Annotated in this window: 22 protein-coding genes, 1 tRNA gene and 4 pseudogenes; 9 read left to right on the top strand and 18 right to left on the bottom strand. The window is 69.9% G+C overall.

The genetic code is table 11. From position 1 onward, the window contains the following. Window positions 1-42: 42 nt before the first annotated feature. Together NEH16_RS22305 and NEH16_RS22300 are read right to left on the bottom strand one after the other, a co-directional pair. Window positions 43-228, bottom strand: coding sequence for a hypothetical protein (locus tag NEH16_RS22305; RefSeq protein WP_073965347.1), 186 nt, complete (start codon window positions 226-228; stop codon window positions 43-45). Then, the gene (locus NEH16_RS22300; protein ID WP_265544544.1) at window positions 225-575 is read right to left on the bottom strand and encodes a putative quinol monooxygenase; all 351 of its coding nucleotides are present in this window, start codon (window positions 573-575) and stop codon (window positions 225-227) included. The genes NEH16_RS22305 and NEH16_RS22300 overlap by 4 nt, the downstream gene beginning before the upstream one ends. Before the next feature lie 74 nt (window positions 576-649). Between NEH16_RS22300 and NEH16_RS22295 the strand changes: the two genes are divergently transcribed. Beyond that, window positions 650-1,000 (top strand): MerR family transcriptional regulator, encoded by a 351-nt coding sequence (locus NEH16_RS22295; protein ID WP_265544542.1) that lies wholly within the window; start codon window positions 650-652, stop codon window positions 998-1,000. A gap of 82 nt (window positions 1,001-1,082) precedes the next feature. On the opposite strand, the gene NEH16_RS22290 is transcribed toward NEH16_RS22295, so the two are convergent. Further along, window positions 1,083-1,469: a DUF6578 domain-containing protein gene (locus NEH16_RS22290; protein ID WP_265544540.1), complete on the bottom strand. Its 387-nt coding sequence runs from the start codon at window positions 1,467-1,469 to the stop codon at window positions 1,083-1,085. A gap of 28 nt (window positions 1,470-1,497) precedes the next feature. Continuing rightward, on the bottom strand, window positions 1,498-2,460 hold the full coding sequence (locus NEH16_RS22285) for a threonine/serine dehydratase (RefSeq protein WP_374215610.1): 963 nt from the start codon (window positions 2,458-2,460) through the stop codon (window positions 1,498-1,500). 69 nt (window positions 2,461-2,529) lie between these two features. Here NEH16_RS22285 and NEH16_RS22280 point away from each other — a divergent pair. Further along, window positions 2,530-2,970 (top strand): annotated as a pseudogene (locus NEH16_RS22280) (M15 family metallopeptidase); the annotation flags it as partial. A 656-nt stretch (window positions 2,971-3,626) separates the two neighbouring features. Here the strand turns inward: NEH16_RS22280 and NEH16_RS22275 are convergent. Together NEH16_RS22275 and NEH16_RS22270 are read right to left on the bottom strand one after the other, a co-directional pair. Then, window positions 3,627-4,307 carry a DUF4145 domain-containing protein gene (locus tag NEH16_RS22275; RefSeq protein WP_343299534.1) on the bottom strand — a complete coding sequence of 227 codons (681 nt, stop codon included), beginning with the start codon at window positions 4,305-4,307 and terminating at the stop codon, window positions 3,627-3,629. Window positions 4,308-4,349: 42 nt separating this feature from the next. Next, window positions 4,350-4,610 (bottom strand): annotated as a pseudogene (locus tag NEH16_RS22270) (GntR family transcriptional regulator); the annotation flags it as partial. Between NEH16_RS22270 and NEH16_RS22265 the strand changes: the two are divergent. Next, window positions 4,593-4,854 (top strand): annotated as a pseudogene (locus NEH16_RS22265) (replication initiation protein); the annotation flags it as partial. The pseudogenes NEH16_RS22270 and NEH16_RS22265 overlap by 18 nt on opposite strands. Before the next feature lie 97 nt (window positions 4,855-4,951). Continuing rightward, window positions 4,952-5,976: pseudogene (locus NEH16_RS22260) on the top strand (site-specific integrase); the annotation flags it as partial. An 87-nt stretch (window positions 5,977-6,063) separates the two neighbouring features. On the opposite strand, the gene NEH16_RS22255 reads toward NEH16_RS22260, so the two are convergent. After that, window positions 6,064-6,138, bottom strand: a tRNA-Val gene (locus NEH16_RS22255). A 174-nt stretch (window positions 6,139-6,312) separates the two neighbouring features. Between NEH16_RS22255 and NEH16_RS22250 the strand changes: the two genes are divergently transcribed. The 3 genes from NEH16_RS22250 (at window position 6,313) to NEH16_RS22240 (ending at window position 8,943) form a co-directional block, all read left to right on the top strand. After that, window positions 6,313-7,080, top strand: a complete 768-nt coding sequence (locus NEH16_RS22250; protein WP_265544539.1) for a DUF4097 family beta strand repeat-containing protein — start codon at window positions 6,313-6,315, stop codon at window positions 7,078-7,080. Between the two features lie 106 nt (window positions 7,081-7,186). Next, window positions 7,187-8,653, top strand: a complete 1,467-nt coding sequence (locus tag NEH16_RS22245; RefSeq protein ID WP_374215611.1) for a hypothetical protein — start codon at window positions 7,187-7,189, stop codon at window positions 8,651-8,653. Window positions 8,654-8,727: 74 nt separating this feature from the next. Further along, on the top strand, window positions 8,728-8,943 hold the full coding sequence (locus NEH16_RS22240) for an FmdB family zinc ribbon protein (protein WP_265544538.1): 216 nt from the start codon (window positions 8,728-8,730) through the stop codon (window positions 8,941-8,943). Between the two features lie 91 nt (window positions 8,944-9,034). On the opposite strand, the gene NEH16_RS22235 is transcribed toward NEH16_RS22240, so the two are convergent. The 4 genes from NEH16_RS22235 to NEH16_RS22220 form a co-directional block, all read right to left on the bottom strand. Beyond that, entirely contained in the window at window positions 9,035-9,694 is a 660-nt protein-coding gene (locus NEH16_RS22235) for an O-methyltransferase (RefSeq protein ID WP_265544537.1), read from the bottom strand. A gap of 28 nt (window positions 9,695-9,722) precedes the next feature. After that, window positions 9,723-10,550, bottom strand: coding sequence for an HAD family hydrolase (locus NEH16_RS22230; protein WP_265544536.1), 828 nt, complete (start codon window positions 10,548-10,550; stop codon window positions 9,723-9,725). Further along, window positions 10,547-13,024: a phosphoribosyltransferase gene (locus tag NEH16_RS22225; RefSeq protein ID WP_265544534.1), complete on the bottom strand. Its 2,478-nt coding sequence runs from the start codon at window positions 13,022-13,024 to the stop codon at window positions 10,547-10,549. The genes NEH16_RS22230 and NEH16_RS22225 overlap by 4 nt, the downstream gene beginning before the upstream one ends. Before the next feature lie 66 nt (window positions 13,025-13,090). Then, the gene (locus tag NEH16_RS22220) at window positions 13,091-14,254 is read right to left on the bottom strand and encodes an HpcH/HpaI aldolase/citrate lyase family protein (RefSeq protein ID WP_265544532.1); all 1,164 of its coding nucleotides are present in this window, start codon (window positions 14,252-14,254) and stop codon (window positions 13,091-13,093) included. A 220-nt stretch (window positions 14,255-14,474) separates the two neighbouring features. On the opposite strand from NEH16_RS22220, the gene NEH16_RS22215 reads away from it, so the two are divergent. Then, window positions 14,475-15,290 (top strand): TerD family protein, encoded by an 816-nt coding sequence (locus NEH16_RS22215; RefSeq protein ID WP_073965334.1) that lies wholly within the window; start codon window positions 14,475-14,477, stop codon window positions 15,288-15,290. Window positions 15,291-15,296: 6 nt separating this feature from the next. On the opposite strand, the gene NEH16_RS22210 is transcribed toward NEH16_RS22215, so the two are convergent. From NEH16_RS22210 to NEH16_RS22185, 6 genes are all read right to left on the bottom strand, one after another. Further along, window positions 15,297-16,031: a TerD family protein gene (locus NEH16_RS22210; RefSeq protein ID WP_073965333.1), complete on the bottom strand. Its 735-nt coding sequence runs from the start codon at window positions 16,029-16,031 to the stop codon at window positions 15,297-15,299. A gap of 156 nt (window positions 16,032-16,187) precedes the next feature. Continuing rightward, window positions 16,188-17,315 carry a DUF475 domain-containing protein gene (locus tag NEH16_RS22205; RefSeq protein WP_265544528.1) on the bottom strand — a complete coding sequence of 376 codons (1,128 nt, stop codon included), beginning with the start codon at window positions 17,313-17,315 and terminating at the stop codon, window positions 16,188-16,190. Between the two features lie 70 nt (window positions 17,316-17,385). Next, window positions 17,386-17,961 carry a TerD family protein gene (locus NEH16_RS22200; RefSeq protein WP_018103347.1) on the bottom strand — a complete coding sequence of 192 codons (576 nt, stop codon included), beginning with the start codon at window positions 17,959-17,961 and terminating at the stop codon, window positions 17,386-17,388. 159 nt (window positions 17,962-18,120) lie between these two features. Beyond that, window positions 18,121-18,696, bottom strand: a complete 576-nt coding sequence (locus NEH16_RS22195; RefSeq protein WP_026171553.1) for a TerD family protein — start codon at window positions 18,694-18,696, stop codon at window positions 18,121-18,123. Window positions 18,697-18,845: 149 nt separating this feature from the next. Beyond that, window positions 18,846-19,304, bottom strand: coding sequence for a peroxiredoxin (locus tag NEH16_RS22190; RefSeq protein ID WP_018103345.1), 459 nt, complete (start codon window positions 19,302-19,304; stop codon window positions 18,846-18,848). Between the two features lie 239 nt (window positions 19,305-19,543). Further along, complete coding sequence (locus NEH16_RS22185) at window positions 19,544-19,981, bottom strand: DUF3052 domain-containing protein (protein WP_018103344.1); 438 nt, start codon at window positions 19,979-19,981, stop codon at window positions 19,544-19,546. 540 nt (window positions 19,982-20,521) lie between these two features. Between NEH16_RS22185 and aceE the strand changes: the two genes are divergently transcribed. Next, window positions 20,522-23,263 carry a pyruvate dehydrogenase (acetyl-transferring), homodimeric type gene (gene aceE, locus NEH16_RS22180; RefSeq protein WP_073965331.1) on the top strand — a complete coding sequence of 914 codons (2,742 nt, stop codon included), beginning with the start codon at window positions 20,522-20,524 and terminating at the stop codon, window positions 23,261-23,263. Between the two features lie 80 nt (window positions 23,264-23,343). On the opposite strand, the gene NEH16_RS22175 is transcribed toward aceE, so the two are convergent. Beyond that, on the bottom strand, window positions 23,344-23,727 hold the full coding sequence (locus NEH16_RS22175; RefSeq protein ID WP_265544526.1) for a peptidase inhibitor family I36 protein: 384 nt from the start codon (window positions 23,725-23,727) through the stop codon (window positions 23,344-23,346). Window positions 23,728-23,936 lie beyond the last annotated feature (209 nt).

Genomic DNA, 23,936 nt, shown 5'->3' with positions numbered 1-23,936 from the left:
GGGGCGGCGCGGCCGGAGGGTCACCCGACTTTCGGCCGCGCCCTACCGCCGCCCGTGGTCGGGGTCCGCGTCCAGGCCGGGCAGTTCCTCGTGCCCCTCCGAGTAGTGGTTGACCCACCCGCAGAGCGCACAGGCGTACCGCCCGGCCAGACCGTGCACCTCGGTGCCGCACCGCGCGCAGTCGGTGCGGGTGATCTCGGGAATCGTCGGTTCGGGCTCGCTGCTCACACGGGGACTGTACCGAGTGGAGCGCTCTCCGCGGAGTCCGCGTACGGACTGATCATGGTGTCGAGGTACACCTCGGGCGGCCCTTCCAGAAAGGCCGGCAGGTTGTCGAGGAAGGCGCGCAGCGCGGGCAGATCGTTGTGCCGGTCCAGGTCCTCCCGCGAGCGCCACACCTCGTACAGGAAGAACCGCCCGTCCTCCTGCTCGTGGAGGTGGTAGGCCAGGTTGCCGGGTTCGCTCCGGGTGGGCGCGACGAGGTCGGACAGCACGCGCCGGACCTCATCGGCGTATTCGGGACGCGGTCGCAGGAAACCGTAAAGGGAAAGGGAGTTGGCGCTCTGTCGTGTCATGCCCCCACGCTAGAATCTGACACCGATGTGAGGTTCAAGGGTCCGCGGGGCCGGGAGCATATGAGGTGCGCCACATGAAGATCGGCGAACTGGCCGCGGAGACCGACACCTCGGTCCGGCTGCTGCGGTATTACGAGGAGCAGGGCCTCCTCACCTCGCACCGCCTCCCCGGCGGCCACCGCCGCTACGACGCCGACGCCCCCGCCGTGGTTCGCCGCATCCGCTCGCTCCTCGACGCGGGCCTGCCCACCCGGACCATCCGCGACCTGCTCCCGTGCGTACGGCAGGACGGCACGGTGGCCCTGTGCAAGCTGGACACCCTGGAACAGCACCTCCAGGGCCTGGACGACCGCATCTCCGCGCTTCAGGAGACCCGCTCGTCCCTGGCCGTCCTGGTCACGGCCGCCCGGGCGGGGGAGGCGTGACGGGCAGGCCCTAAGGTGTGCCGGTGATCTTCAAGAGGAAGCCCGAGGCCGCGCGCCTCACCGCCGCCGGGCGGCCGTGCTCTCACTTCCGCCTGGCCGTCACCAGGTAGCCCGCGAAGCTCACCCCCTCCCGGGCCTTCGCCCACCCGTCCGCCGCCCCCTCGACCGGAACCAGCACGGTCGTGCCCGGAACGGGGCCGCGAACCCGGTCCGTGGCGCCGGGAAGCGCCCCGTAACGGCAGTGCACCTCCACGACGGACACCACCTCCAACGGGACCGGCGGGACCCCCTCCTCTCCGCCGTGATGCTCCTCGCGGAAGTCGATCCCCTCCGCGCGCTCCTCGCCGACGAGGTCGACGTAATCCTCGGCATCGACCTCCATCAACGCCCACGACACGACGTCCCCGGCCGCGAAGGGGTCCCCGCAGCACTGCATCTGCCAGTCATCGACCCAAATCGTCAGCGTCATCGGGCCATTGTGCGCGGTGCGGTACGGCTCAGCGCAGCCCGAAGCGTTCGGCCCAGGCGGTCACATCGGCGGTGGTCGCGTTGCCGCCGCAGACGACCAGGCCGAGCCTGGCGCCGTCCCCGACGCGCTCGAGCACCTGGCGTGCCGCGGGCAGCAGGCATCCGGCGGCGGGCTCGGCCCAGACCTTCGCGTGGTCGGCGAGGTCGAGGGTGCCCTGCACGGCCACGGCGTCGGTCACGGTGAGGACATCGGTGACCAGGGCCGATACGTGTTCGTAGGTGAGCGGCGAGGCTCTCGGGGCGCTCAACGTCGAGACGATCGAGGACAGTTCGACCGGCACCGGCCCGCCGGCGGCCAACGCCTCCGACATGGCCGGCGCCCCTTCGGTCTCCACGCCCCAGATCCGCACCCCGGGCCGGCGCGCGTGCAGCGCGGCAGCGACACCGGAGATCAGTCCCCCGCCACCGATGCTGACGAGTACGTCGGTGAGCTCGCCGGCATCCTCCGCGAACTCCAGACCGACCGTGCCCTGGCCCGCGACGACGACGGGGTCATCGAAGGGGTGGACCAACGCGAGCCCCAACTGCTGGAGTTCGTCCACGAGGGCGAAGGCGCCGCCCATCGTGTCGGCGAGGATCACCCTCGCCCCGGCCGCCTCGGCGATCTCCACGGCGCGGCCGGGGGCGGACCGGGGCATGACGACGGTCGCCTTGATGTCCAGCGCACCGGCCATCTCCGCGACCGCGATGCCGTGATTGCCACCGCTCACGGCAACGACCCCCGCGGCCCGCTCGGCCTCGGTGAGCGCAAGAAGCTTCGCCGTCGCACCACGCGCCTTGAAGGACCCGGTCCGCTGAAGCAGCTCCAGCTTCGTGGTGACCGGCGCCCCCAGAAACGCGGAGAGCCCGGGACTGGCCACGGTCGGCGTCCGCACCACATACGCGGCAATCCGCGCGGCCTCGGCTTCCACATCCGCGACGGTGATCAGCATGTTCCCCTCCACGCTCAGTAGGTCGACAGGAGCAACCTACCGACCCTCGATGAGATCGCCGTGTCGAAGGCATACCGACCGCCTTCTCTTCAGCGGGCGTACTTCGAGGAGTACGCGAGCCAACTGCGGGCTGTCCACCCGGAATGGTCCGCCCAGCAGATCCATTCGGCAGCGAGCCGGTACGTATCACCGCCCGACATCGCCCCGCACAGCGCCGGCGCGGCCGTCGACCTCACCCTGGCCGACGCCGACGGCAACGAACTGGACCTGGGCACACGGATGAACGCGAACCCCGAGGAGAGCGAAGGCGCCTGCTACACCCACGCTGCCAACATCAGCGAAGAAGCCCACGCCAACCGAAGACGGCTGGGCTCCGCACTAACGGCGGCCGGGCTGGTGAACTACCCCACAGAATGGTGGCACTGGTCCTTCGGCGACCGCTACTGGGCTCTGGCCACAGGGAATCCCGCAGCTTGCTACGGCCCGAAGGAGATCACCCCACTCGGGTAACCGTCTGCCCCGCCCCACCCGCCCGACCGGTCACGCGGCAGATGTGGATGCCGAAGGCCCCCAACAACGATCGGCTGGGGGCCTTCGTATAGGTGGGCGCGGACGGTTTCGAACCGCCGACATCTGCTTTGTAAGTTCGACCTGACGTCCTCAGAAGGCGGCTGCCGCGAGGCTTGGGCTGACATCTACGCCCGCCTGGAGTCGTTGGCGTCCGGTGCTGTTGATGTCAGCCGTGGATGTCAGGTGCCTCCCTGTTCGGCTACGGGCGACGGTAGATAGCCGGGTCGGTTCCGGGTGCCGGAGCCCGGGAGAGGTCCAGGTAGCACGGGTGGGCGGGGTCGCCTACTTCCATGACCACGAACTGATCGACGTCGTGCTTGGCGAAGCGATGGAGGTACTGCAAGAAGAGTTCCAGTTCCTCATCGGAGAGAGGTTCGTCGTGTCGGTCGTTTCGCACACCCCCACGCTACAGCCGGCCTTGGTGACAGGACCTCTTCGTCCCGAAGCGACTTGGTCGGATCCCTACGTCGGGCCGGCGGAGCCCTCAGCTGCGACGATAGTCCGTTGGTGTCTGTGCAGATCCGCAGATGTTCGTGGGCGTTGTCACGCAGATAGACACTCAGCACCGATGCGCGAGCTTCTACGAGCTTGCAGGATCAGCGCATCTCTGCGCCGCCAGCAGAGGCTTCGAGCTCGGCCCCGCCGTCTGGTCGCGTGTCGGCACTGTTGCTCTGCTTTCGTTCGTTGTGCCGTTCCTTGAGCTTCTGGAGCTTTGCAGGTCGTTGGAATACCTCGTCGTCCAAGAGCGCGTCCATGAAGTCGATGATGGCCTGAGCGTCGTCGACTGAGACCGGTTCGTTGCCGATGTCGCCGTGCGCGATGCTGTTGCCGTCCCTACGGATCTGGTGGCTCGTCTCTGCGGTCAAGGTGCTGATAACACCATCGTCCCGAAGGGTTTCGATCTTGGCGACGATGCCGTGTGCTGTGATGCCCTGGGCTTTTGCTGTCGCCTCCACAACGGAACGAGCGAGTGCTACGGCTCCACGAGCAGCGCCGATGCTAAGACATGCGTGAGCCTCGCTGGCCGTCTCAGCAATCTCGGGTGGTACTTCGGGGAACAGGGGGCGGCGGATACTCAAGGGTTCCCATTGCAGGTCGCTCTGAGGTAGGAGCTGCTTCGCGCTGGAAAGCTGGTTTACGCGGTTGAGGACCGACCACCCGATCGACAATCGGTGGCAGTTCTCACTGGAGCAGCGGAATGCTGTCATCCAGACGGGCTTGTCGTCCAACTGGCTTGGCCAAGTGGCCTCAGGAAGTCGGTAAGGGTCCAAAACCATGGTCATGTGGGTCCGATCACCGGGTCTGCGATCACCCAGCTTGATCCCCTGGCGACGCAGCGGACGAAACGACCGTAGGAAGACGCCAGCGCCCTTGCGTGACTCGGCGATGCCTTCGCTTTGCAGAACGCCGAGGGCCTGGCGCGCGGTCATGCGGGCCACGCCGTGGTCGGCCATGAGGTCGTTCTCGCCTGGAAGCCGGTCTCCTGGCTGGTACTGCCCGGACTGGATGGCGTCGCGAAGCTCATTGGCGATCCGTTGGTACTTCGGTCGCCGCTTGGTGCCCTCGGCGCCCTCCGCCAGACCTGCGCCGACTACCACGCCGCAGAACAACGAGCAGCCCTCGGCCTCCCCGACCCCGACGACCACCCTGAAGGCCACCACGCTCACCCTCGCGCACTGGGCCTACGTCGGCAACGGCCACACCCCCGGCGAATCCTGGCTCGCCGCCAACATCCACCGCGACATCCAACACAACCGCGAAACCGCCCGCGAGCACCGCGCCGAACTCATGGACCAACTCGCTCTGGAAGGAACCGACGCATGACCACCGCCACCGCCGAACTCCTTACCGTGCCCCAGGTCATGGCGCGGCTGAAGCTCGGACGCTCCACCGCAAACGCAACCCCAACGGTGCCGGCACCATCACCAAGCGCAAGCGCAAGGACGGCCGCTATCAAGCAGCGGTCTACGTCCTCCAGCCGGACGGCACCCGCGCCAGCAAGTTCGCCTACGGCAAGACTGGTCAGAGTGCGGCACCAAGCGCCGTGACCTGCTCGCCAAGGTGGACCAGGGCGCCCCCGTGCCCACGCGGTCAGCCAAGCTCTCCGAGTGGCTGCCGTATTGGCTGGAGAGCATCATCAAGCCGCGTCGCAGGCGGACGACCTACGCCAAGTACGAGACGCACATCCGCCTCTACCTCGTGCCCATGCTCGGCTCTAAGCGCCTCGAATCGTTGAGCGTCGCGGACGTCCGGCGCTTCCTCGGCCGTCTGGAACAGCAGACCGCCGCAGCAACCGCAAAGGAATCCCATCGTGTCCTGCGTACCGCGCTGACGGCAGCCTGCCGAGAAGAACTCGTCATGCGAAACGTGGCGACCCTCGTGGAGCCGCCCTCGGCCGAAGCGCGAGACCTCTCCCCATGGTCGCTGGACGAGACCCTGTCCTTCCTCACCGCGGCCCGTAAAGACCCGCTCTACGCGGCCTTCGTGCTCGCCATCGCGCTCGGCTTCCGCCGCGGCGAAATCGTCGGCCTCCGGCGGGGCAACGTGGTCCTCGACAAGCGGGAGATCCGGGTCCGCACTCAGCGGCAGCGTGTCCGCGGTGAGGCGTACGAGGACGATCCCAAGGGGCGCCGCAGGAAACAGACTCTCCCTCTCCCCGCCCTGTGCGTCGCTCCGCTCCGCTGGGAACGGCTGCGGCAGGCTGCTCAGCGTGAGGCTGCCGGTGATCAGTGGGAGGACACGGGCTACGTCTTCACCACCCGCACGGGCCGGCCGATCGAACCCCGCAACCTGTACCGCTCGTTCACCCGCGTTGCGGCGACCGCCGGACTTCGCGTAATCCGCCTGCATGGTGTCCGCCACGGCTGCGCGGCCCTGCTGACCGTTGCCGGTGTCCCGCCCCGTGTCGTGGTGGAGGTCCTTGGGCACAGTCGGATCGCGGTCACGGCGTTCCGACCGGGGGTGATCGCGCCCGTTGGTGTCGGAAGTGGATGTCAAAGACCCCCAGCCTTGATCGGCTGGGGGTCTTTGTGCTGGTGGGCGCGGACGGTTTCGAACCGCCGACATCTGCTTTGTAAGAGCAGCGCTCTACCCCTGAGCTACGCACCCGTGGATGAAGGAACAGGTTACATGGCTCCCGGGGCATGTCGACAATCGGTTCGGGGTGGGCTTACGGGGGATAGCCCCACCCCGGAGACGGTAGCCGTCCGGATCGTCCGAGTGGGGCCGCGCTGCCTACCGTAGGGGCACATCGCAGCGCCGGCCCAGGGGGACCTGATCACCATGACCATCCGTAATCGCAGCGCGTTCGTGGCCGTCGCGGGCACCGTTCTGCTCGTCGCGGCGCTCGCCGGGTGCGGGAGCGCGGACGTGGACGACGCGCCCGTCGAGCACAGGTCGTTCGCGTACGGGGGGAAGGCGCTGACCATCGACGCGGAGAACTCCACCGTGGACGTCGTTCCGGCCGATGTCGACGAGGTCGAGGTGACCCGGAGGGTCGACGGGTGGGTCGTCCTCGGGAGCGGGCCGGACCCCGTGTGGAAGCTGGAGGGGGACACGCTCACCCTCCGCGTGAAGTGCAAGGCGATGATCAGCAACTGCGAGGCCCGCCACACCGTGAAGGTGCCTCGCGGGCTCGCGCTGACCGTGGACGCGGACAACGGGAAGGTCACCGCGTCCAGGTTCACCACCCCGCTCAAGCTGTACTCCGACAACGGCGGCGTCGTCGTCCGGGACGTCAGCGGGCCCCTCGACCTGAAGAGCGACAACGGGTCCGTACGCGCCGAGCGGGTCTCCTCGCGGTCCGTGGTGGCGCGGTCGGACAACGGGTCCGTGGATCTCGATCTCACCCGCGTCCCGGACCTCGTGGACACCGTCAGCGACAACGGGCGCATCGCCATCGACCTGCCCGCCGGCAAGACCGCGTACGCCGTCTCCGCGTCGGCCGACAACGGGCACGTCGACGTGAAGGTGCCGCGCAGCGACGGCAGCCGGCACGTCGTGAAGGCCCACAGCGACAACGGCGGGGTCGCCGTCCGGCACGCCGGCTGAGAAATCGGCGCGGTCGTCGCGCCAGCCGTGAACTAACCGGCACCTGTGTTCGTCCTTACTGGTGGGAGAATGTATCCGGCAGGGCGGAACGGCACGGGAGAGGCATGTGACGGCGACAGACGCGCAGCCGCAGGCGGATATCGCCGGAGCGGTCCGGGAGCGGAGTCGGCGTCGTGCGGTGGGGGCGGATCCGGGTGCCCGGTCCGTTCCCGGCCCGGATGGTCGGCCCGCCACCGCCCACCGCGCCACCCACCTGCGCGACCTGTGCGTTCTCGTCCTCGCGCCCCTGCCCCTCCTCGCCGCCGCCCTTCCCCTCGCCGTCACCGGCGGCGGTACGCGGCGGTGGTTCGGCGGGCGCGGTGAGAGCCAGCGGGCCGAGGCGCAGGCGGCGAAGGACGCCGCCGCCGAGGCGTTCTACGAGCTGGACACCGCTCAGCGCGACCTCAAGATCTCCATCGAGACCATCACCGCGGTCGACAGTTCGCCGGCCGCCCGCAAGGCCGTGGAGGACTTCGCCGCGCTCGGCCGGCGCATCGACGAGGCGAGTCACGCGTACATCACCGCCGTCGACGCCCATGACCTCGACCGCGACGATCTCGAACCGTCCGTCGCGTCCCGGGCCCGGGCCGAGCTGACCTCCGCGAAGGAGCAGCTGATACGGGTCAAGGGGGAGCTCGACCGGTTCGGCGCCGGGCTCGGGCCGCTCCTCGGGAGCGCCGAGACGCAGCTCGCCCGGCTCGCCCCGGCCGTCGAGCGTGCGCGACAGGCGCTCCTCGGCGCGAGCAATGCTCTCGATTCGGTGCGGGCGTCCGGGTTGCGGGCGGACGATCTCGCCGCCCGGCTCGCCGCCCTCGCCCCCGAGCTGACCAAGCTCAACCAGGGCGCCGGGCGCCACGGCGTGACCGAGACCCTCCAGCGCGCCGACCGCGTGCTGCGCGACGCCGAAGCCGTACGGGCCGAGGCGGAGAAGCTGCCCGAGCGCGCCGCCGAGATCGACCGCCGGCTGGTGACGCTGCGCACCCGCGCCCAGGCGCTGACCACCCGGTCCGCGTCCGTCGAGCCCGTCCTCAGCGAGCTGCGGCGCCGGTTCTCCGCCGCCTGCTGGCAGGACCTCCAGCCGGTCCCGGAGCAGGCCGCGGTCAATGTGCGCCGGGCCGAGGAGAAGCTGAAGGAGGCGGCCCAGGCCCGCGACGAGCAGCGCTGGGCCGACGCCACGTCCCGGCTGAGCACCGTGCGGGCGCTGCTCAACGCCACCGACGAGGCGGTCTCCGCCGCCGGTGACCGTCTCCGCCGGCTCGACGGCGTCGCCAAGGACCCGCAGCAGGAGATCGAGCGCACCCGGTTCGCCATCCGCGACGCCCAGCGCCTCGCGATGGCCGGGCGCCAGACGCCCGAGCCGCGGCACGCCCGGCCGCTGGACGACGCGGTGGCCCGCCTGGACCAGGCGATCACGGCCCTGGAGCACCGACACCCCGACTACTGGCACTTCCTCACCGTGACGGAGGGCCTGCGCCGGACCGTCGCCGACGTCGTCGCCGACATCCGCGAGGAACGCGGCGCGGGGAGCCACTGACGCCGTCCGCCTCGGACGGTCCGGTGTTCTCGCGCTGTGGACAGCCCGGGGCCCGACGCCGATAACCTGGCGTCATGCCTCGTTACGAGTACCGCTGCCGCTCCTGCGGAGACACCTTCGAGCTCAGCCGCCCCATGGCCGAGTCCTCCGCTCCCGCCTCCTGCCCCGCCGGGCACGAAGACACCGTGAAGCTGCTCTCCACCGTCGCCGTTGGCGGCACGGCTGGCGGCGGTTCCCGGCCGGCGCCGTCCGCCGGTGGCGGCTGCTGCGGCGGAGGCTGCTGCGGCTGAACCCGGGGCGGTGGTCCGGGGCACCGGCGGCCCCCCGCACCCCGAACCACCGCCCCGGACCACCCCAGCCAAAAACACCGCCCCCGGGCGGCTACCGCTTGCGCGACAGCGTCAGCCCGTCCGACACCGTCAGCAGCACGCTGTCCATCCGCGCGTCCGCCGAGACATGGTCGTTGAACTCCTGGATGGCCTTCGCCGCGCCCGTCGCGTCCGGGTCCGTCACGCGGCCGTGGAACAGCACGTTGTCCGTGGTGATGACCCCGCCCGGGCGCAGCCTCGGCACCAGCTCCTCCCAGTACGCGATGTAGTTGCCCTTGTCCGCGTCCAGGTAGGCGAAGTCGATGTGGGGCTCCTCCGGCATCGCGCGCAGGGTGTCCAGGGCGGGGGCGATGCGCAGGTCGATGCGGTCGGCGACGCCCGCCTTCTGCCACGCCTCGCGGCCGTACGCCGTCCACTCCTCCGAGACGTCGCAGGCGATCAGCCGTCCGTCCGCCGGGAGCGCCTGGGCCATCGCGAGGGCGGAGAAGCCGGTGAAGGTGCCGACCTCCACGATGTGCCGGGCGCCCGTCAGCCGGACGAGGAAGGCGAGCAGCGGGCCCTGCTCCTCGGCCGACTGCATGCCCGCGTGCTCGGGCAGCCGCGCGTAGGTCGTCTCGACGAGTTCGCGCTGTACGGCGTCGAGCGGCGGGTTGTGCGCCAGCATGTACGCGTACAGCTCATCGGTGATCTTGGTGGAGTTTCCCTTGGTCATCGCCCAACTCTACGGTTCCCCGCGTGATTTACCCGGTTTCCGAGGCCCGCAGGAAGCGGCGCAGGATCTCCTCGCCCGCCGCCACGCCCCGTTCGGCGGTGGCCTCGACGTGGTCGGCGTTCCAGCCCGCGTCGGCGAGTTCGCCGTGGCCGGGGCGCCAGCCCTGGTCGGCGGCGAGCAGGAGGTCCGCGTCCAGCAGGGAGTCACCGGCGGCGAGGGTCTGCGTGGCGCCGGTGCGCCGGGCGACCTCGCGCATGGCGGCGCTCTTGGTGAGCGGGCGCGGCACGGCGTAGATCTTGCGGCCCTGGAGCGATACGGTCCAGCCGCGCGGCTCCGCCCAGGCGGCGAGTTCCTTCGTCCACTCCGGGGGCAGTTCGGCGCGGTCGACCACGAGATACGCGAACAGGTCCTCGGCGACGCGCTCCTTGAGCAGCCACGCGGGGTCGGCGGTGGCGACGAGATGCGCGCGGACCTCGGCGAGCGGGGCGCACTCGTCGGCGAGGCGGTCCGCCACGGTCCGCTGCCAGTCCGGGTCGGACTCGCCTTTCACCAGGATGTGGCCGCCGTTGGCGCAGATGGCGAACTCGGCCGGGGCGCCCGGGAGCCGGATGCGGTGGTACTGCTCGCGGGTGCGGGTGGTCGTCGGGACGAACACCGTGGAGTCGGCGGCGGTCAGGTCGGTCAGCAGCCCGGCCGCGGTCTCGGTGACGTACGAGAGGGGCTTGTGGTTGTAGACCTCGACGCACAGCAGCCGGGGCGCCCGTTCGTCGTCCATGGTGAGCTGGAGCGCGGCCGAGGAATAGATGAGGGTGCGGTCGAGGTCGCTGGCGACGAGGGTGACCGGGGAGGCCGTCACGCGGACTCCACCGCCTTGCCGTCGGCGCCGGTCGCCCCGCGCGTGTACTTGGGGTGGATGAGCCCGACGCAGGTGTACGGGAGCGAGTCGACCTCCTCGACGGGCACGCCGCGCTGCTCGGCCAGGAGCCTGATGTGGTCGAGGTCCGGGCCGGCGCCGCGCCGGGCGAGGATCTTCCAGGGGACGCGGCGCAGCAGGACCCGGGTGGTCTCGCCGACGCCCGGCTTCACGAGGTTGACGTCGTGGATGCCGTACTCCTCGCTGATGCGCTCGACGGCCGCCCAGCCCTCCCAGGTGGGGGCCCGGTCGGCGGTGAGCAGTTCCTTCACCTCGGCGTCCACGGCGTCCGCGACCTCGTCGAAGCGGGCGGCGACCGTGTCGAGGAAGAGGCCGGAGACATCGGCGCCGGCCAACTCGCGGTAGAACTTCGCGCCGTGGAAGTCGTACGGGCCGACCAGGTCGGCGCGCAGGACCGTACGGGAAATGAGGCCGGAGACCGTGGAGTTGAGGCAGGCGGAGGGGATGAGGAAGTCCTCGCGGGTGCCGTACGTCCGCACGCAGCCGCCCGGGTCCGCCAGCACCGCGATCTCCGGGTCGAAGCCCGCCACTCCCCCGGCCTTCTCGAACTCGGCGACGGCGGCGGCCAGTTCGCGGGTGATCGCGCCCTTGCCGGTCCAGCCGTCCACGAACACGACGTCGGCCGGGTTGTGGTGCTCGGCCAGCCAGCGCAGCGCGTTGGCGTCGATGCCGCGTCCGCGCACGATGGAGACGGCGTAGTGCGGCAGGTCGAGGCCGCGCCGTGCCTGGGCCCAGCGGCGCATCAGCACGCCGACCGGCGTACCGGCCCGGGCGAGCGAGACGAGGACCGGGCGCGGGCCGCGCTCGGCGAGGACCGTCTCGGTGACGGTGCCCACGGCGCGGGCGATGCGGGCGGCCGACACCGCGAGGGCGCTCTTGAACAGCTCCTGGTACGCGGCGGAGGGCTGGTACTCGACGGGGAGCGATTCCGCGTAGTGAGCGCCCCCGCTCTGTATCGCCTCCTCGCGCTCCTCCGTGGGCGCTTCGAGGCGGGTGTCCGAGAGGTCCTGGAGCAGCCAGCCGACCTCGTCCGGCGCGTACGAGGAGAACGCGGGGCCGCGCAGGGGCTCGGGCAGCTGCATGGGGGCTTCTTCCTGGCGTTCGGGGGCGGGCGCCCCCGGTACGTACGAGGGGATCACCGCGAGCAGGACCTGCGCGGTGTGCGGGGCGAGGCGGTCGAGGAGGCCGCCGGGGGCGTGCAGGGCCGGGGTGTCGGCGGTGGAGTCGATCACGAGGACGACGGCGTCGAAGCCGGCGCCGGCCACGTTGTACGCGTAGCGCTCGCCGGGGCCGTCGGCCGGGTCGTCGTGGGCCGGGAAGACGAGGCGGGTGCGTATCGCGTAGCCGGGGTCGTCCACGGCGAGGACCGGGGAGCGGGTGGTCGTGGAGTAGCGGACCTCGGCGTCGGTGCGCTCCTCCAGGGCGGTGGCCAGGCGCAGCGGCGCGTACATCAGCTCCTCGAAGCCGAGGACGAGGACGCGGCGGGGCCCGTCGCCGAGCGCCCGGGCGACGCGGTCGGCGAGGGCGGGGAGCGCGGGCTCCAGGAGGGCGCGGTGGGCCTCGGTGAAGCCGTGCCGCCCGCCGTCGGGGACGCCGGCGGGCCAGGGGAGGTCGAGGCGGATGTGGGGGCGCGGGTGCGGGGGCCCGTCCTGGGGGGCTTCCGCTCGGGCCTCCCGCTCCGCGACGAGGGCCTGGCCCTTCTCCAGGACGCCGTCCGGGAGGGTGACCGTGCCGGTGTTGCGGGCGATCAGGTCCACGCGGGCGCCTATCTCGGTCGCGAACTCGGTGAGGCGGCCCCGGTCGGCCGGTGAGCGCATGTCGACCAGGGCGACGATGACGTAGTGGTCGCGGGGGTAGCGCCGGTGCAGGTCGCGGATGGTGTTGAGGACGGTGTTGCCGGTGGAGAACTCGTCGTCCACCAGGACCAGCGCGGAGCCGGGCCCGGCCGCCGCCAGCAGCTCCGGGTCCTCGGGGAGCAGCAGGTGCGAGGTGGCGTGCGAGTGGGCCTCCTCGAAGCCGCCCGCCGTGGCGACGCCGGGCACGGGCCTGCGGGTCGAGTGGAGGTAGGGCGCCGCGCCGAGCCCGTCGGCGACCGAGTGGCCGAGGCCGGTGGCCGTCTCCGCGTAACCGACGACGACCGCGCGCCGCGCGCCGTCCTCGCCGAGGAGCGCCCGCACCCGGCGGCCCAGCTCGACGCCGGCCCCGTAGACCACGGAGGGGCGCTGCGGGACGTGCTTGCCGAGCACGTTGGACACGAGCAGATGTGCCCGCTTGGGGTTGCGGCGCAGGGCGAGGCCCAGCAGCTCGCGCAGCTCCCCGTCGCCCACCAGCCCGACGCCCAGTCGCTCCGCCACCCAGCTACCCGACCACACCACGTCCGCAGTCCCTCTTTCCACTCGTCTGTCGGACCCGGTGCCGTGCTCGGCTCCGGTGTCCCTCTCCGATCGTCCCGCCGGTCCCGCTCACTCCGCGAGGCAGGCCGCCAGCAGGTCCACGAAGCCGACGTCCTCCCGGGCCACGCCGAAGACCTCGGCGCGCAGCAGGGTGCGCTCGGCCCAGGCCCGGTGCGGCTTCACCTCGTTCATCTTGTTCGTGTACGCGGAGCGCAGCACGCCTCCGCCGTTGCTCTCGGGCCGCAGGATGTCCTGGGCGTCGCTGAACTCTTCGTGGCTGACCACGGACAGCGCGTGCACGGGGGCGACGTGCGAGGGGTGGATGCAGGTCTTGCCGAGCAGCCCGTTGGCCCGGTCCAGGTCGATCTCGCGCAGCAGTCCGTCCAGGTCGTGCGCGATGAGCGCGGTGCGCAGCGACTCGGCCCGATTTTCCTGGAAGGGGCTGTTCCGCAGCTGCGGCTTGAACATGCGCTCCTGGCGGGGGAAGTACTCCCAGACGGGGCCGGTGATCGTGAAGCCCGTCCCGTCGGCCCGGCCGAGCACGTTGACGACGTCCGCGATGACATGGGCGACGATGCGGACGTCGTACGCCGTCATGTCGGGGGAGCGCCGCAGCCCGTAGGCGGAGCAGAAGTCGGTGACGCCGAGGCGGAGCGCGAGGACCCGGTCGCGGTGCGCGGTGACGGTCTCGGCGATGCCCCGGAGGGTTTCGCGGCGGGTCTCCAGGTGAAGGAGCTCGGGCGATTCGAGGACGGGCATGGCGAAGAGGCGGCGGCCCGCGGCGGCCTCGGCCTTGGTCAGGGCCTCCATGAAGGGGACGCCCCGGGCACGCGTGAACTTGGGGAGCACGAAGCCGGACAGCAGCCGGACGGTCGCACCGAGGCGGCGCACCAGGTCGGTGATCTGTTCCGGTTCGCGGACCCGGATGAACAGCAGCGGCGGTTCGATGGAGCGGGCGTCCAGCTCGGCGAACTGCCTGACCAGGTTCTCCTCGGCCGCGACGACCTCGGAGTCGTCGATCGAGTCCTCCAGGCACAGCACCATCGAGACGACTCCGCGCCCGGCCAGCTTGACGATGTCGTCGGCGAGCCGGGGGCGGGTGGCGGGGCTGTAGAGCGTGGCGCCGAGGGCGGCGGAGAGGAGGGGGGCCGGGGAGTCGGCGTCGAACGCACAGGGTTCGTGGAAGAACAGCCCGTCCTTCGCAGCTGCTGCAATATGCCCGAAATGACGCATGCAATTCCCCCGTACTCTCTGACCGACCGGACAACGTGTGGCCGGTAATAGTACGTACGAACGGGTGTCGGCAGTTCCCGGCCTGGGTGAATTCCGGGTGTCGTGACCGTTTCGCACGAATTTCAAAAGTGACGGAGTGGGCGAATGCGCCCGCCGCCCGGGACACGGACCTCGCCCCCCGCGTTGTCCGCACGGGCCGCCAGCAGGCAGGATGACCGGCATGACGCACGCGATGGTGAAAGGCTCGAACGTCCCTCTCGACGCCATGGCCGTACGGGCCGTGCTGCGCTGGACGCCGGGCGCCGGGGTGCCCGATGTGGACGCCTCGGCCCTGCTGATCGGCGCCGGCGGGCGCGTGCGCTCGGACGAGGACTTCGTCTTCTACAACCAGCCGCGCCACCCGTCGGGCCTGGTACGCCGGCTTCCCAAGCGCAGCCTGCCCGAGGGCCTGACGGACACCATCGAGGCCGACCTGAACGCGCTCGACCCCTCGGTCGACCAGGTGGTCATCGCCGCGTCCTCGGACGGGGCCGCCTTCGGAGCCGTACGCGATCTGCGCATCCTGGTCTACGACGCCGCGGCGGCCGGCGGCGAACCGCTCGCCGTGTTCGACGTGCGCGCCGAGACCGGCGAGGAGACCGCGATCATCTGCGGCGAGCTGTACCGGCGCGGCGACGGCTGGAAGTTCCGGGCGGTGGGGCAGGGCTACCCGACGGGACTCATCGGCCTCGCGACCGCGTTCGGCATCTCGGTCGACGAGGCGGAACCGGAGCCCCAGCAGCCCGCCCCGGCGCCGCCCTCGGTCCCGCCCGCCCCGGCCCCCGTACCGGACTCGCAGGCGACCGTGCTGCACCAGCAGCCCTCGTACGGCTATCCGCAGCCCGCGGTCCCGGCGCCGCAGCCCGCGTACGGCTATCCCCAGCCGGCCTCCGCGCAGCCCGCCTACGGCTATCCGCAGCCCGCTCCGGCGGCGGCGCCCGCTCCGGACCCGAATTTCGTGCTGCCCCCGCAGGGCCCGCAGTTCATACGGCCCTGAGGACATCTAGGTGCGGGTCTTGTAGCCACGGCCCCACTGCATGCCGAAGCCGTACATCCGGTCCAGCTCGGACTGGAAGCCGTAGACGAACTTCACCTCGCGGCGCACGATCAGCTCGTCCTTGATGTTCTCCACCGTGAACACCGCGCAGGAGCGGGCCTGCGGGGCGCGCTCGTCCAGCTCGATCTCGATGCGCGGCCCGTTGCCGGGGTAGAGCGTCACCTTGGCGTGCGTACGGTCGAACGCGGGCGTCTGGTCGTAGATGTAGACGAAGAACAGCAGCCGCTTGATGTGCTCGCGCTGATCAAGGTTGACGTACAGCGTCTCGCCGGAGGGGGCGCCGAAGCGGTCGTCGCCGCTGAGCCTGATGTAGGGCGGCCCGTTCAGATCGCCGAGCAGATTACCCAGGGGCTGCACCACGCCCCGGGTGCCGTCCGCCAGCTCGTACATGCAGCCGAGGTCCAGGTCGACGTTGACCATCCCCTGGGTGTGCGCCTGGACGGCCTCCGGCTGGAAGAGCTTGAAGGGGCGCAGCAGCCGGCCGCTCTGCCGGGAGCGGCCCCCGATGTCCGAGGTGCGCATGCGCCAGGAGAGGTTGACGCGGAGGTTCCCGCTCAGCGCCCCCTGCTTGGTCAGCGAGACCGTGGCGTGCCGCCGGGTGAGCACGATGGAGTTGGTGGCCGCGCTGCCCGACTCGAACTGTGTCTCCCGCCCCGGCCACAGGCTGTTCCAGAACGCCATCCCCGACCCCGCCCCTCTCGGTCCCTCACCCGTCGCACGCGGCGCATACGACGCACGCACCACTGCGGGGCGGCTCCGGGCCGGCCTCCGGGTCTGTCCCGGAGCCGTTGCCGTACGAGCCGCCCCGCAAAGAGCGTTCCCTCAATTCCTACCGGGTCACACCCCGGCGGTCACTTCGCTCTTGCCTTCCTCGGCCTCCAGCGCCTTGTTTCGGCGGACGGAGGACCAGAAGGACCAGGCGATCAGGACGACGCCGACGAGACCGGTGATGATCTCGTTGATCTCGTACTGGATCGTGACGAGCAGGATGGCGGCGAGCGCGCCGATCGCGTAGTGCGCGCCGTGCTCCAGGTAGACGTAGTCGTCCAGGGTGCCCTGGCGGACCAGGTAGACCGTGAGCGAACGGACGTACATGGCGCCGATGCCGAGGCCGAGCGCCATGAGCACGATCTCGTTGGTGATGGCGAAGGCGCCGATCACGCCGTCGAACGAGAAGGACGCGTCGAGGACTTCCAGGTAGAGGAACATGAAGAAGGCGGCCTTGCCGGAAAGGGCGACCGCGGAGACCTTCTTGCCGCTCCGCTTGGCCTCTTCCTCGGCCTCGTGCTCGCGTTCCTCCTCCTCTTCGAGTTTGTCCTCGAAGTAGCCGGAGAGCCCGCCGACGATGAGATACGTGATCAGACCGGCGATACCGGAGAGCAGGACGGTCTCGGCCTTGTCGACATGTCCGCCGCCGTGCTGGTGGGCGTGGGTGGCGACGGTCATCGCGGAGATCAGCAGGACGATGAGCGCGATGCAGACCGACAGCATGTCGACCTTGCCGAGCTTCGCCAGCGGGCGCTCGATCCAGCGGAGCCACTGGATGTCACGGTCCTCGAAGATGAAGTCGAGGAAGATCATGAGCAGGAACATGCCACCGAACGCGGCGATCGCCGGGTGGGCGTCCGTGACCAGTTCCTTGTAGCGGTCCGGGTCGTTGAACGAGAGATCGATGGCGTCGATCGGGTTCAGGCTGGCGGTGATGGCGACGATCACGACGGGGAAGACCAGCCGCATACCGAAGACCGCGATGATCACGCCGATGGTGAGGAAGATCTTCTGCCAGAAGGCGGACATCTTCTTCAGGATCCCGGCGTTGACAACGGCGTTGTCGAAGGACAGCGAGATCTCCAGGACGGAAAGGATCGCCACCACGCCGAAGGCTTCCCACCCCCCGTAGAACCACGCGGCCACAAGGCCGATCACGGTGATCGCGAACGACCACCCGAAGGTTTTCAGAAGCACTGGCTACCCCATCATGTATGTAACGGGTCTCCCCCGATGTGCACGGGGCTCCCCCGCGCCGTGCGCGGCTTTACGAAACGTTGACCCCGAAGTCTAGAGCGATGCCCCGGAGCCCCGATGCGTACCCCTGACCAACTGCACGGAACTTCCACTCGCCGTTGTAGCGGTACAACTCACCGAAGATCATCGCGGTCTCCGTGGAGGCGTCCTCGGTGAGGTCGTAGCGCGCGAGTTCCTGGCCGTCGGCCTGATTGACGACGCGGATGAACGCATTGCTGACCTGGCCGAATGTCTGACCGCGATTGTCGGCCTCGTGAATCGAGACCGGAAAGACGATCTTGTCGCAATGGGCCGGCACCTGCGTGAGGTTCACGATGATCGACTCGTCGTCGCCCTCGCCCTCACCCGTGAGGTTGTCACCGGTGTGCTCCACGGAACCGTCGGGGCTCGTGAGGTTGTTGTAGAACACGAACCACTCGTCTCCGAGGACCCGGCCCGACTGGCACAGCAGCGCGCTGGCGTCCAGGTCGAAGTCGGCCCCCGTCGTGGATCGTGCGTCCCAGCCGAGCCCGACCAGCACCTGGGTGAGATTGGGTGCGGCCTTGGAGAGGGAGACATTGCCTCCCTTGGCGAGCGTGACGCCCATGGTGTGTCCTCCCCGAGTCTATGAACCGTCTTTGTACCGGACGGAGCGCCCGGCCGAACCCGTACGGCCGGAAGAACTGTCCGTCGAGCGACGTCCGGCGCCGCACGTCGTGCGGCGCCGGACGGAGATGCTGGTGCCGGGGCCGGGGCCCCGGGCAGGTCAGACGTTGACGCCGAAGTCCTGCGCGATGCCGCGCAGACCGGAGGCGTACCCCTGGCCGATGGCACGGAACTTCCACTCCGCGCCGTTGCGGTACAGCTCGCCGAAGACCATGGCGGTCTCGGTCGAGGCGTCCTCGGAGAGGTCGTAGCGCGCGAGCTCGCTGTTGTCGGCCTGGTTGACGACGCGGATGTACGCGTTGCGGACCTGGCCGAAGCTCTGCTGGCGGGTCTCGGCCTCGTAGATCGAGACCGGGAAGACGATCTTGTCGACGTCGGCCGGCACCGTGGCCAGGTTGACGTTGATGACCTCGTCGTCGCCCTCGCCCTCACCGGTGAGGTTGTCACCGGTGTGCTCGACGGAGCCGTCGGGGCTCTTGAGGTTGTTGAAGAAGACGAAGTTGCCGTCGTTGGCGACCTTGCCCTCGGCGTTCGTCAGCAGAGCACTGGCGTCGAGGTCGAAGTCCCCGCCGGTGGTGGTACGGGCGTCCCAGCCGAGACCCACGATGACCGCGGTCAGGTTGGGCGCGGCCTTGGTCAGCGAGACGTTGCCGCCCTTGCTGAGGCTGACTCCCACGAGTCCTCCCATTGGTTTCTTGGGGGCCGGCCGGTGCCGGCGCCTCCACGTCGTGTTGACATCCGATCAACGAGTGGATCCTAGTGACCGGTTCCCGGCCGAAACAGGCTTTCCGCCCCGGTTCGGCCCGCGATCCGCCCGGAGCCGGATCAGAGGGCGCCGAGCGCCTTGATGTACTCGTTGAGGTCGCGTGCGTCGGGCAGGCCGTTGACGACCGTCCAGCGCACCACGCCCTCCTTGTCGATGATGAAGGTGCCGCGCACCGCGCAGCCCTTCTCCTCGTCGAAGACGCCGTAGGCCCGCGAGGTCTCGCCGTGCGGCCAGAAGTCGGAGAGCAGCGGGTACTCCAGGCCCTCCTGCTCGGCGAAGACGCGCAGAGTGTGGATCGAGTCGTTGGACACGGCGAGCAGCTGCGTGTCGTCGTTCTCGAACGTGGGCAGCTCGTCACGGAGCGCGCACAGCTCACCCGTGCACACGCCGGTGAAGGCGAACGGGTAGAACAGCAGCACCACGTTCTTCTCGCCCCGGAAGTCGGAGAGCTTCACGGTCCGGCCGTGGTTGTCCTTCAGCTCGAAATCCGGGGCCTGGGTGCCGACCTCGATCGCCATGAAAACGCGTCCCTTCGCTACGTCACCGGGCTGGGCTGTCCGGGTGACCCCCACCCTACGCAGACCCCCGGGCGCCCGTGCGACACCCGGGAAAGCTTCCCGCGCGGGAGCGGATCAAGCCGGCGGGCAACCGGGATACGGATGTACGAAGCGGATGCACTGAGGCGGATGCACGAGGCGGATGTACGAAGGCCCCCGGCCGGCGCGATGCCGTCGGGGGCCTTCAGGGGTTGGTGGGGTCAGCGCTTGGCCTTGGCCGCTTTGGGCGTGACGAGACGGCTTCCCGACCAGTCCTTGCCCGCGTTGACGCTCTTGGTCTGGGCGAGCCCCGCGGTCTGGGCGGCCTCATTGATGTCGCTCGGCTCGACGTATCCGTCGCGGCCGGTCTTCGGCGTCATCAGCCAGACCACGCCGCCGTCCTCGAGCAGACCAATGGCATCCACCAGCGCGTCCGTAAGGTCGCCGTCCTCGTCGCGGAACCACAGCAGGACGACGTCAGCGATGTCGTCGTAGTCCTCGTCGACGAGATCCTGGCCGGTAATGGCCTCAATGCCCTCACGGAGCTCCAGCTCGACGTCGTCGTCGTAGCCGATCTCCTGGACCACCTGTCCGGGCTCGAACCCCAGGCGTGCCGCCGGGTTGGTCCGCTCCTCCGCGTGGTCCGCGGTCGCGCTCACGGGTTGCCTCCTGATCATGTTTCGGAAAATGCTTCAGCCACGCGCGTGCGCGGGGCGTTGGCCGTAGTCCACACGGGAGCGGCGGATCGCGCAAGTACCCAGCGTGCGAGACCGCCTAAACGGGGACGTTTCCTGTCACGTCGCCGTCCTTCAGGCAGCCTCACTGCGAGGGCCCGCGTCCTCCTCCACTCCTGTCGCGTCCTACGTCCTTGGACAGCTTATGCCGTTTCGGTCCGGCATTCGGAGCCGAGCAGCTTTTGGGAACACTTGCACGCCTTGGGCGTATGGTTGCGTTTCGTCCCCTCTCAGCCCGCCTGCCCCATCCTGTCCGACACCTTCTGCCTGCACCGATACCCATTCGGCGGCCGTCCATCCGCCCCGGCGGAACCGGGCCGGGGACGCGTTCGCGGTTACCTCTCGGTAGAGATGACGTACGCGTTTCGGCGGTACACGATGGGGATGGCGTACACAACCTCATGTCCGGGGGCAGGACTCCCGTAACAGGCCCCGAAGCGCAGCACCGAACAGCGAAGGAACAGCGTGGCTTCCGGATCCGATCGCAACCCGATCATCATTGGCGGCCTTCCGAGTCAGGTCCCGGATTTTGATCCCGAAGAGACCCAGGAATGGCTCGACTCCCTCGACGCCGCCGTCGACGAGCGAGGCCGTGAGCGGGCCCGCTATCTCATGCTCCGGCTCATCGAGCGAGCGCGCGAGAAGCGCGTCGCCGTGCCGGAGATGCGCAGCACGGACTACGTCAACACGATCGCCACGAAGGACGAGCCGTTCTTCCCCGGCGACGAGGAGATCGAGCGCAAGGTCCTCAACGCGACCCGCTGGAACGCGGCCGTGATGGTCTCGCGCGCCCAGCGTCCGGGGATCGGCGTGGGCGGTCACATCGCGACGTTCGCCTCCTCGGCCTCGTTGTACGACGTCGGCTTCAACCACTTCTTCCGCGGCAAGGACGACGGTCTCGGCGGCGACCAGATCTTCTTCCAGGGGCACGCCTCGCCGGGGATCTACGCCCGCGCCTTCCTGCTGGACCGGCTGAGCGAGGCGCAGCTCGACGCGTTCCGCCAGGAGAAGTCGAAGGCGCCGAACGGGCTGTCCAGCTATCCGCACCCGCGGCTGATGCCGGACTTCTGGGAGTTCCCGACGGTGTCGATGGGCCTCGGCCCGCTCGGCGCGATCTACCAGGCGCGGATGAACCGCTACATGGAGGCGCGCGGCCTCGCCGACACGTCGAACTCGCATGTGTGGGCGTATCTCGGTGACGGCGAGATGGACGAGCCCGAGTCGCTCGGCCAGCTGTCCATCGCCGCCCGCGAGGGCCTGGACAACCTGACCTTCGTCGTCAACTGCAACCTCCAGCGCCTCGACGGCCCGGTGCGCGGCAACGGCAAGGTCATCCAGGAGCTGGAGTCCCAGTTCCGGGGCGCCGGGTGGAACGTGATCAAGCTGGTCTGGGACCGGTCCTGGGACCCGCTGCTGGCGCAGGACCGCACGGGCATCCTGGTCAACAAGCTGAACACGACGCCGGACGGGCAGTTCCAGACGTACGCGACGGAGACCGGCGCGTACATCCGGGAGCACTTCTTCGGGGACGACCCGAGGCTGCGCGAGATGGTCAAGGACATGACCGACCAGCAGATCCTGCACCTGGGGCGCGGCGGTCACGACCACCGCAAGGTGTACGCGGCCTATGCGGCGGCCAAGGCCCACAAGGGCCAGCCGACGGTGATCCTGGCGCAGACGGTCAAGGGCTGGACCCTCGGGCCGAACTTCGAGGGCCGCAACGCGACCCACCAGATGAAGAAGCTCACCGCCGAGGACCTGAAGCGGTTCCGGGACCGGCTGCACATCCCGATCGCGGACAAGGAGCTGGAGGACGGCAACCCGCCGTACTACCACCCGGGCCGCGACTCGGAGGAGATCCAGTACATGCACGACCGCCGCAAGGGCCTGGGCGGTTACGTCCCGACCCGCGTGGTGCGCGCGAAGCCCCTGCCGCTGCCCGAGGACAAGACGTACGCGGCGGCGAAGAAGGGCTCGGGCCAGCAGTCGATCGCCACCACCATGGCGTTCGTCCGCATCCTGAAGGACCTCATGCGGGACAAGGAGATCGGCAAGCGCTTCGTGCTGATCGCGCCCGACGAGTACCGCACGTTCGGCATGGACGCCTTCTTCCCGAGCGCGAAGATCTACAACCCGCTCGGGCAGCAGTACGAGTCGGTGGACCGCGATCTGCTGCTCGCGTACAAGGAGTCGCCGACCGGGCAGATGCTGCACGACGGCATCTCGGAGGCGGGCTGCACGGCCTCGCTGGTCGCCGCGGGCTCCGCCTACGCGACGCACGGCGAGCCGCTGATCCCGGTGTACGTCTTCTACTCGATGTTCGGCTTCCAGCGCACCGGTGACCAGTTCTGGCAGATGGCCGACCAGCTGGCGCGCGGCTTCGTGCTGGGCGCGACGGCCGGCCGGACGACGCTGACCGGCGAGGGGCTCCAGCACGCCGACGGGCACTCCCAGCTGCTGGCGTCGACCAACCCGGCCTGCGTGGCCTACGACCCGGCGTTCGGGTACGAGATCGCGCACATCGTGCAGGACGGTCTGCGCCGGATGTACGGCGGGACGCCCGAGGAGAACGAGGACGTCTTCTACTACCTGACCGTCTACAACGAGCCGATCCAGCACCCGGCGGAGCCCGCCGACGTCGACGTCGAGGGCATCCTGAAGGGCGTCTACCGCTACAGCAGCGGGGAGAAGGGCGAGATCCCGGCCCAGATCCTGGCGTCCGGTGTGGCGGTGCCGTGGGCGGTCGAGGCGCAGCGCATCCTCGCGGACGAGTGGAACGTGAAGGCGGACGTCTGGTCGGCGACCTCCTGGAACGAGCTGCGGCGCGAGGCTGTGGACGTGGAGCGGTACAACCTGCTCCACCCGGAGGAGGAGCAGCGCGTGCCGTACGTGACGCGCAAGCTGTCCGGGGCGCAGGGGCCGTTCGTGGCGGTGTCGGACTGGATGCGGTCCGTGCCCGACCAGATCGCCCGCTGGGTGCCCGGCACCTACCAGTCGCTGGGCGCGGACGGTTTCGGGTTCGCGGACACCCGGGGCGCGGCGCGGCGGTACTTCCACATCGACGCGCAGTCGATCGTGCTCGGGGTGCTCACCGAGCTGGCGAAGGAGGGGAAGGTCGACCGGTCGGCGCTGAAGACGGCGGTCGACCGCTACGACCTGCTGGACGTGGCCTCGGCCGATCCGGGGGCCGCGGGCGGCGACGCGTAACGCGGGCGCGGAGACTCGCCCGGTGCGGGGCGGCGGGACCCGGGATGGGTTTCGCCGCCCCGCGGCGCGTCCGGGCCCGGTCAGTTCTCCCACACCTTGAAGGCGCGCACCTGGTACGGCGAGCGGGGCAGCCAGGTGCCCCCGCCCGGGTACGTCTCGAACTCGCCGGTCTCCTGGCACTCGGCGGACTGGTAGGTGGTGACGGGCCGGCCGGTGCGGTTGGCCAGGGCCTGGGCGGTGGTGCCGGGTGTCAGCGGGACGCAGCTCTCGATGTCGATGGTGGACAGCTCATGGGTCTGCCGGGCGCCGGTGAAGTCGGGCTTCGCCCAGAGGCAGAGCTGCCCGCTCGCGCAGTCCCCGAGCCGGACGGGCGAGGCGGCCTCGGCGGGCGCGGTGGCCCCGGTGGGCGCGAGCAGGAACAGGGCGGTGACGGCCAGGAAGGCCGCGGCGACGGTCTGGCGCATGCGAGTTGAACCCCCGTGTGACGGAACTGCCGTGATGGCACTGCTGATGTGGGTCGTCCACCGGTGCGGATCTCCCGGTGTGGATCTCCCGGCATCCACCCTGCGCCGTTACGGAGAGTAATCGGAAGGGTTGGAGGCCAGGTCCACCCCGAAAGGTGACGCCCCGCACAGAGTTGACGCGAAAGGCGCGGAGCGTGCCGCAAGGCCGT

This window comes from Streptomyces drozdowiczii (assembly GCF_026167665.1).
Taxonomy (GTDB): domain Bacteria; phylum Actinomycetota; class Actinomycetes; order Streptomycetales; family Streptomycetaceae; genus Streptomyces; species Streptomyces drozdowiczii_A.
Note: the sequence above shows the minus strand (reverse complement) of the source record. Positions and strands in the feature narration are given on the sequence as shown.

Coding starts and splice junctions, on each gene's coding strand:
- NEH16_RS22300 (WP_265544544.1), bottom strand. CDS start 575: ATGACACGACAGAGCGCCAACTCCCTTTCCCTTTACGGTTTCCTGCGA.
- NEH16_RS22295 (WP_265544542.1), top strand. CDS start 650: ATGAAGATCGGCGAACTGGCCGCGGAGACCGACACCTCGGTCCGGCTG.
- NEH16_RS22290 (WP_265544540.1), bottom strand. CDS start 1,469: ATGACGCTGACGATTTGGGTCGATGACTGGCAGATGCAGTGCTGCGGG.
- NEH16_RS22285 (WP_374215610.1), bottom strand. CDS start 2,460: ATGCTGATCACCGTCGCGGATGTGGAAGCCGAGGCCGCGCGGATTGCC.
- NEH16_RS22275 (WP_343299534.1), bottom strand. CDS start 4,307: ATGGTTTTGGACCCTTACCGACTTCCTGAGGCCACTTGGCCAAGCCAG.
- NEH16_RS22250 (WP_265544539.1), top strand. CDS start 6,313: ATGACCATCCGTAATCGCAGCGCGTTCGTGGCCGTCGCGGGCACCGTT.
- NEH16_RS22240 (WP_265544538.1), top strand. CDS start 8,728: ATGCCTCGTTACGAGTACCGCTGCCGCTCCTGCGGAGACACCTTCGAG.
- NEH16_RS22235 (WP_265544537.1), bottom strand. CDS start 9,694: ATGACCAAGGGAAACTCCACCAAGATCACCGATGAGCTGTACGCGTAC.
- NEH16_RS22220 (WP_265544532.1), bottom strand. CDS start 14,254: ATGCGTCATTTCGGGCATATTGCAGCAGCTGCGAAGGACGGGCTGTTC.
- NEH16_RS22215 (WP_073965334.1), top strand. CDS start 14,475: ATGACGCACGCGATGGTGAAAGGCTCGAACGTCCCTCTCGACGCCATG.
- NEH16_RS22210 (WP_073965333.1), bottom strand. CDS start 16,031: ATGGCGTTCTGGAACAGCCTGTGGCCGGGGCGGGAGACACAGTTCGAG.
- NEH16_RS22200 (WP_018103347.1), bottom strand. CDS start 17,961: ATGGGCGTCACGCTCGCCAAGGGAGGCAATGTCTCCCTCTCCAAGGCC.
- NEH16_RS22190 (WP_018103345.1), bottom strand. CDS start 19,304: ATGGCGATCGAGGTCGGCACCCAGGCCCCGGATTTCGAGCTGAAGGAC.
- NEH16_RS22175 (WP_265544526.1), bottom strand. CDS start 23,727: ATGCGCCAGACCGTCGCCGCGGCCTTCCTGGCCGTCACCGCCCTGTTC.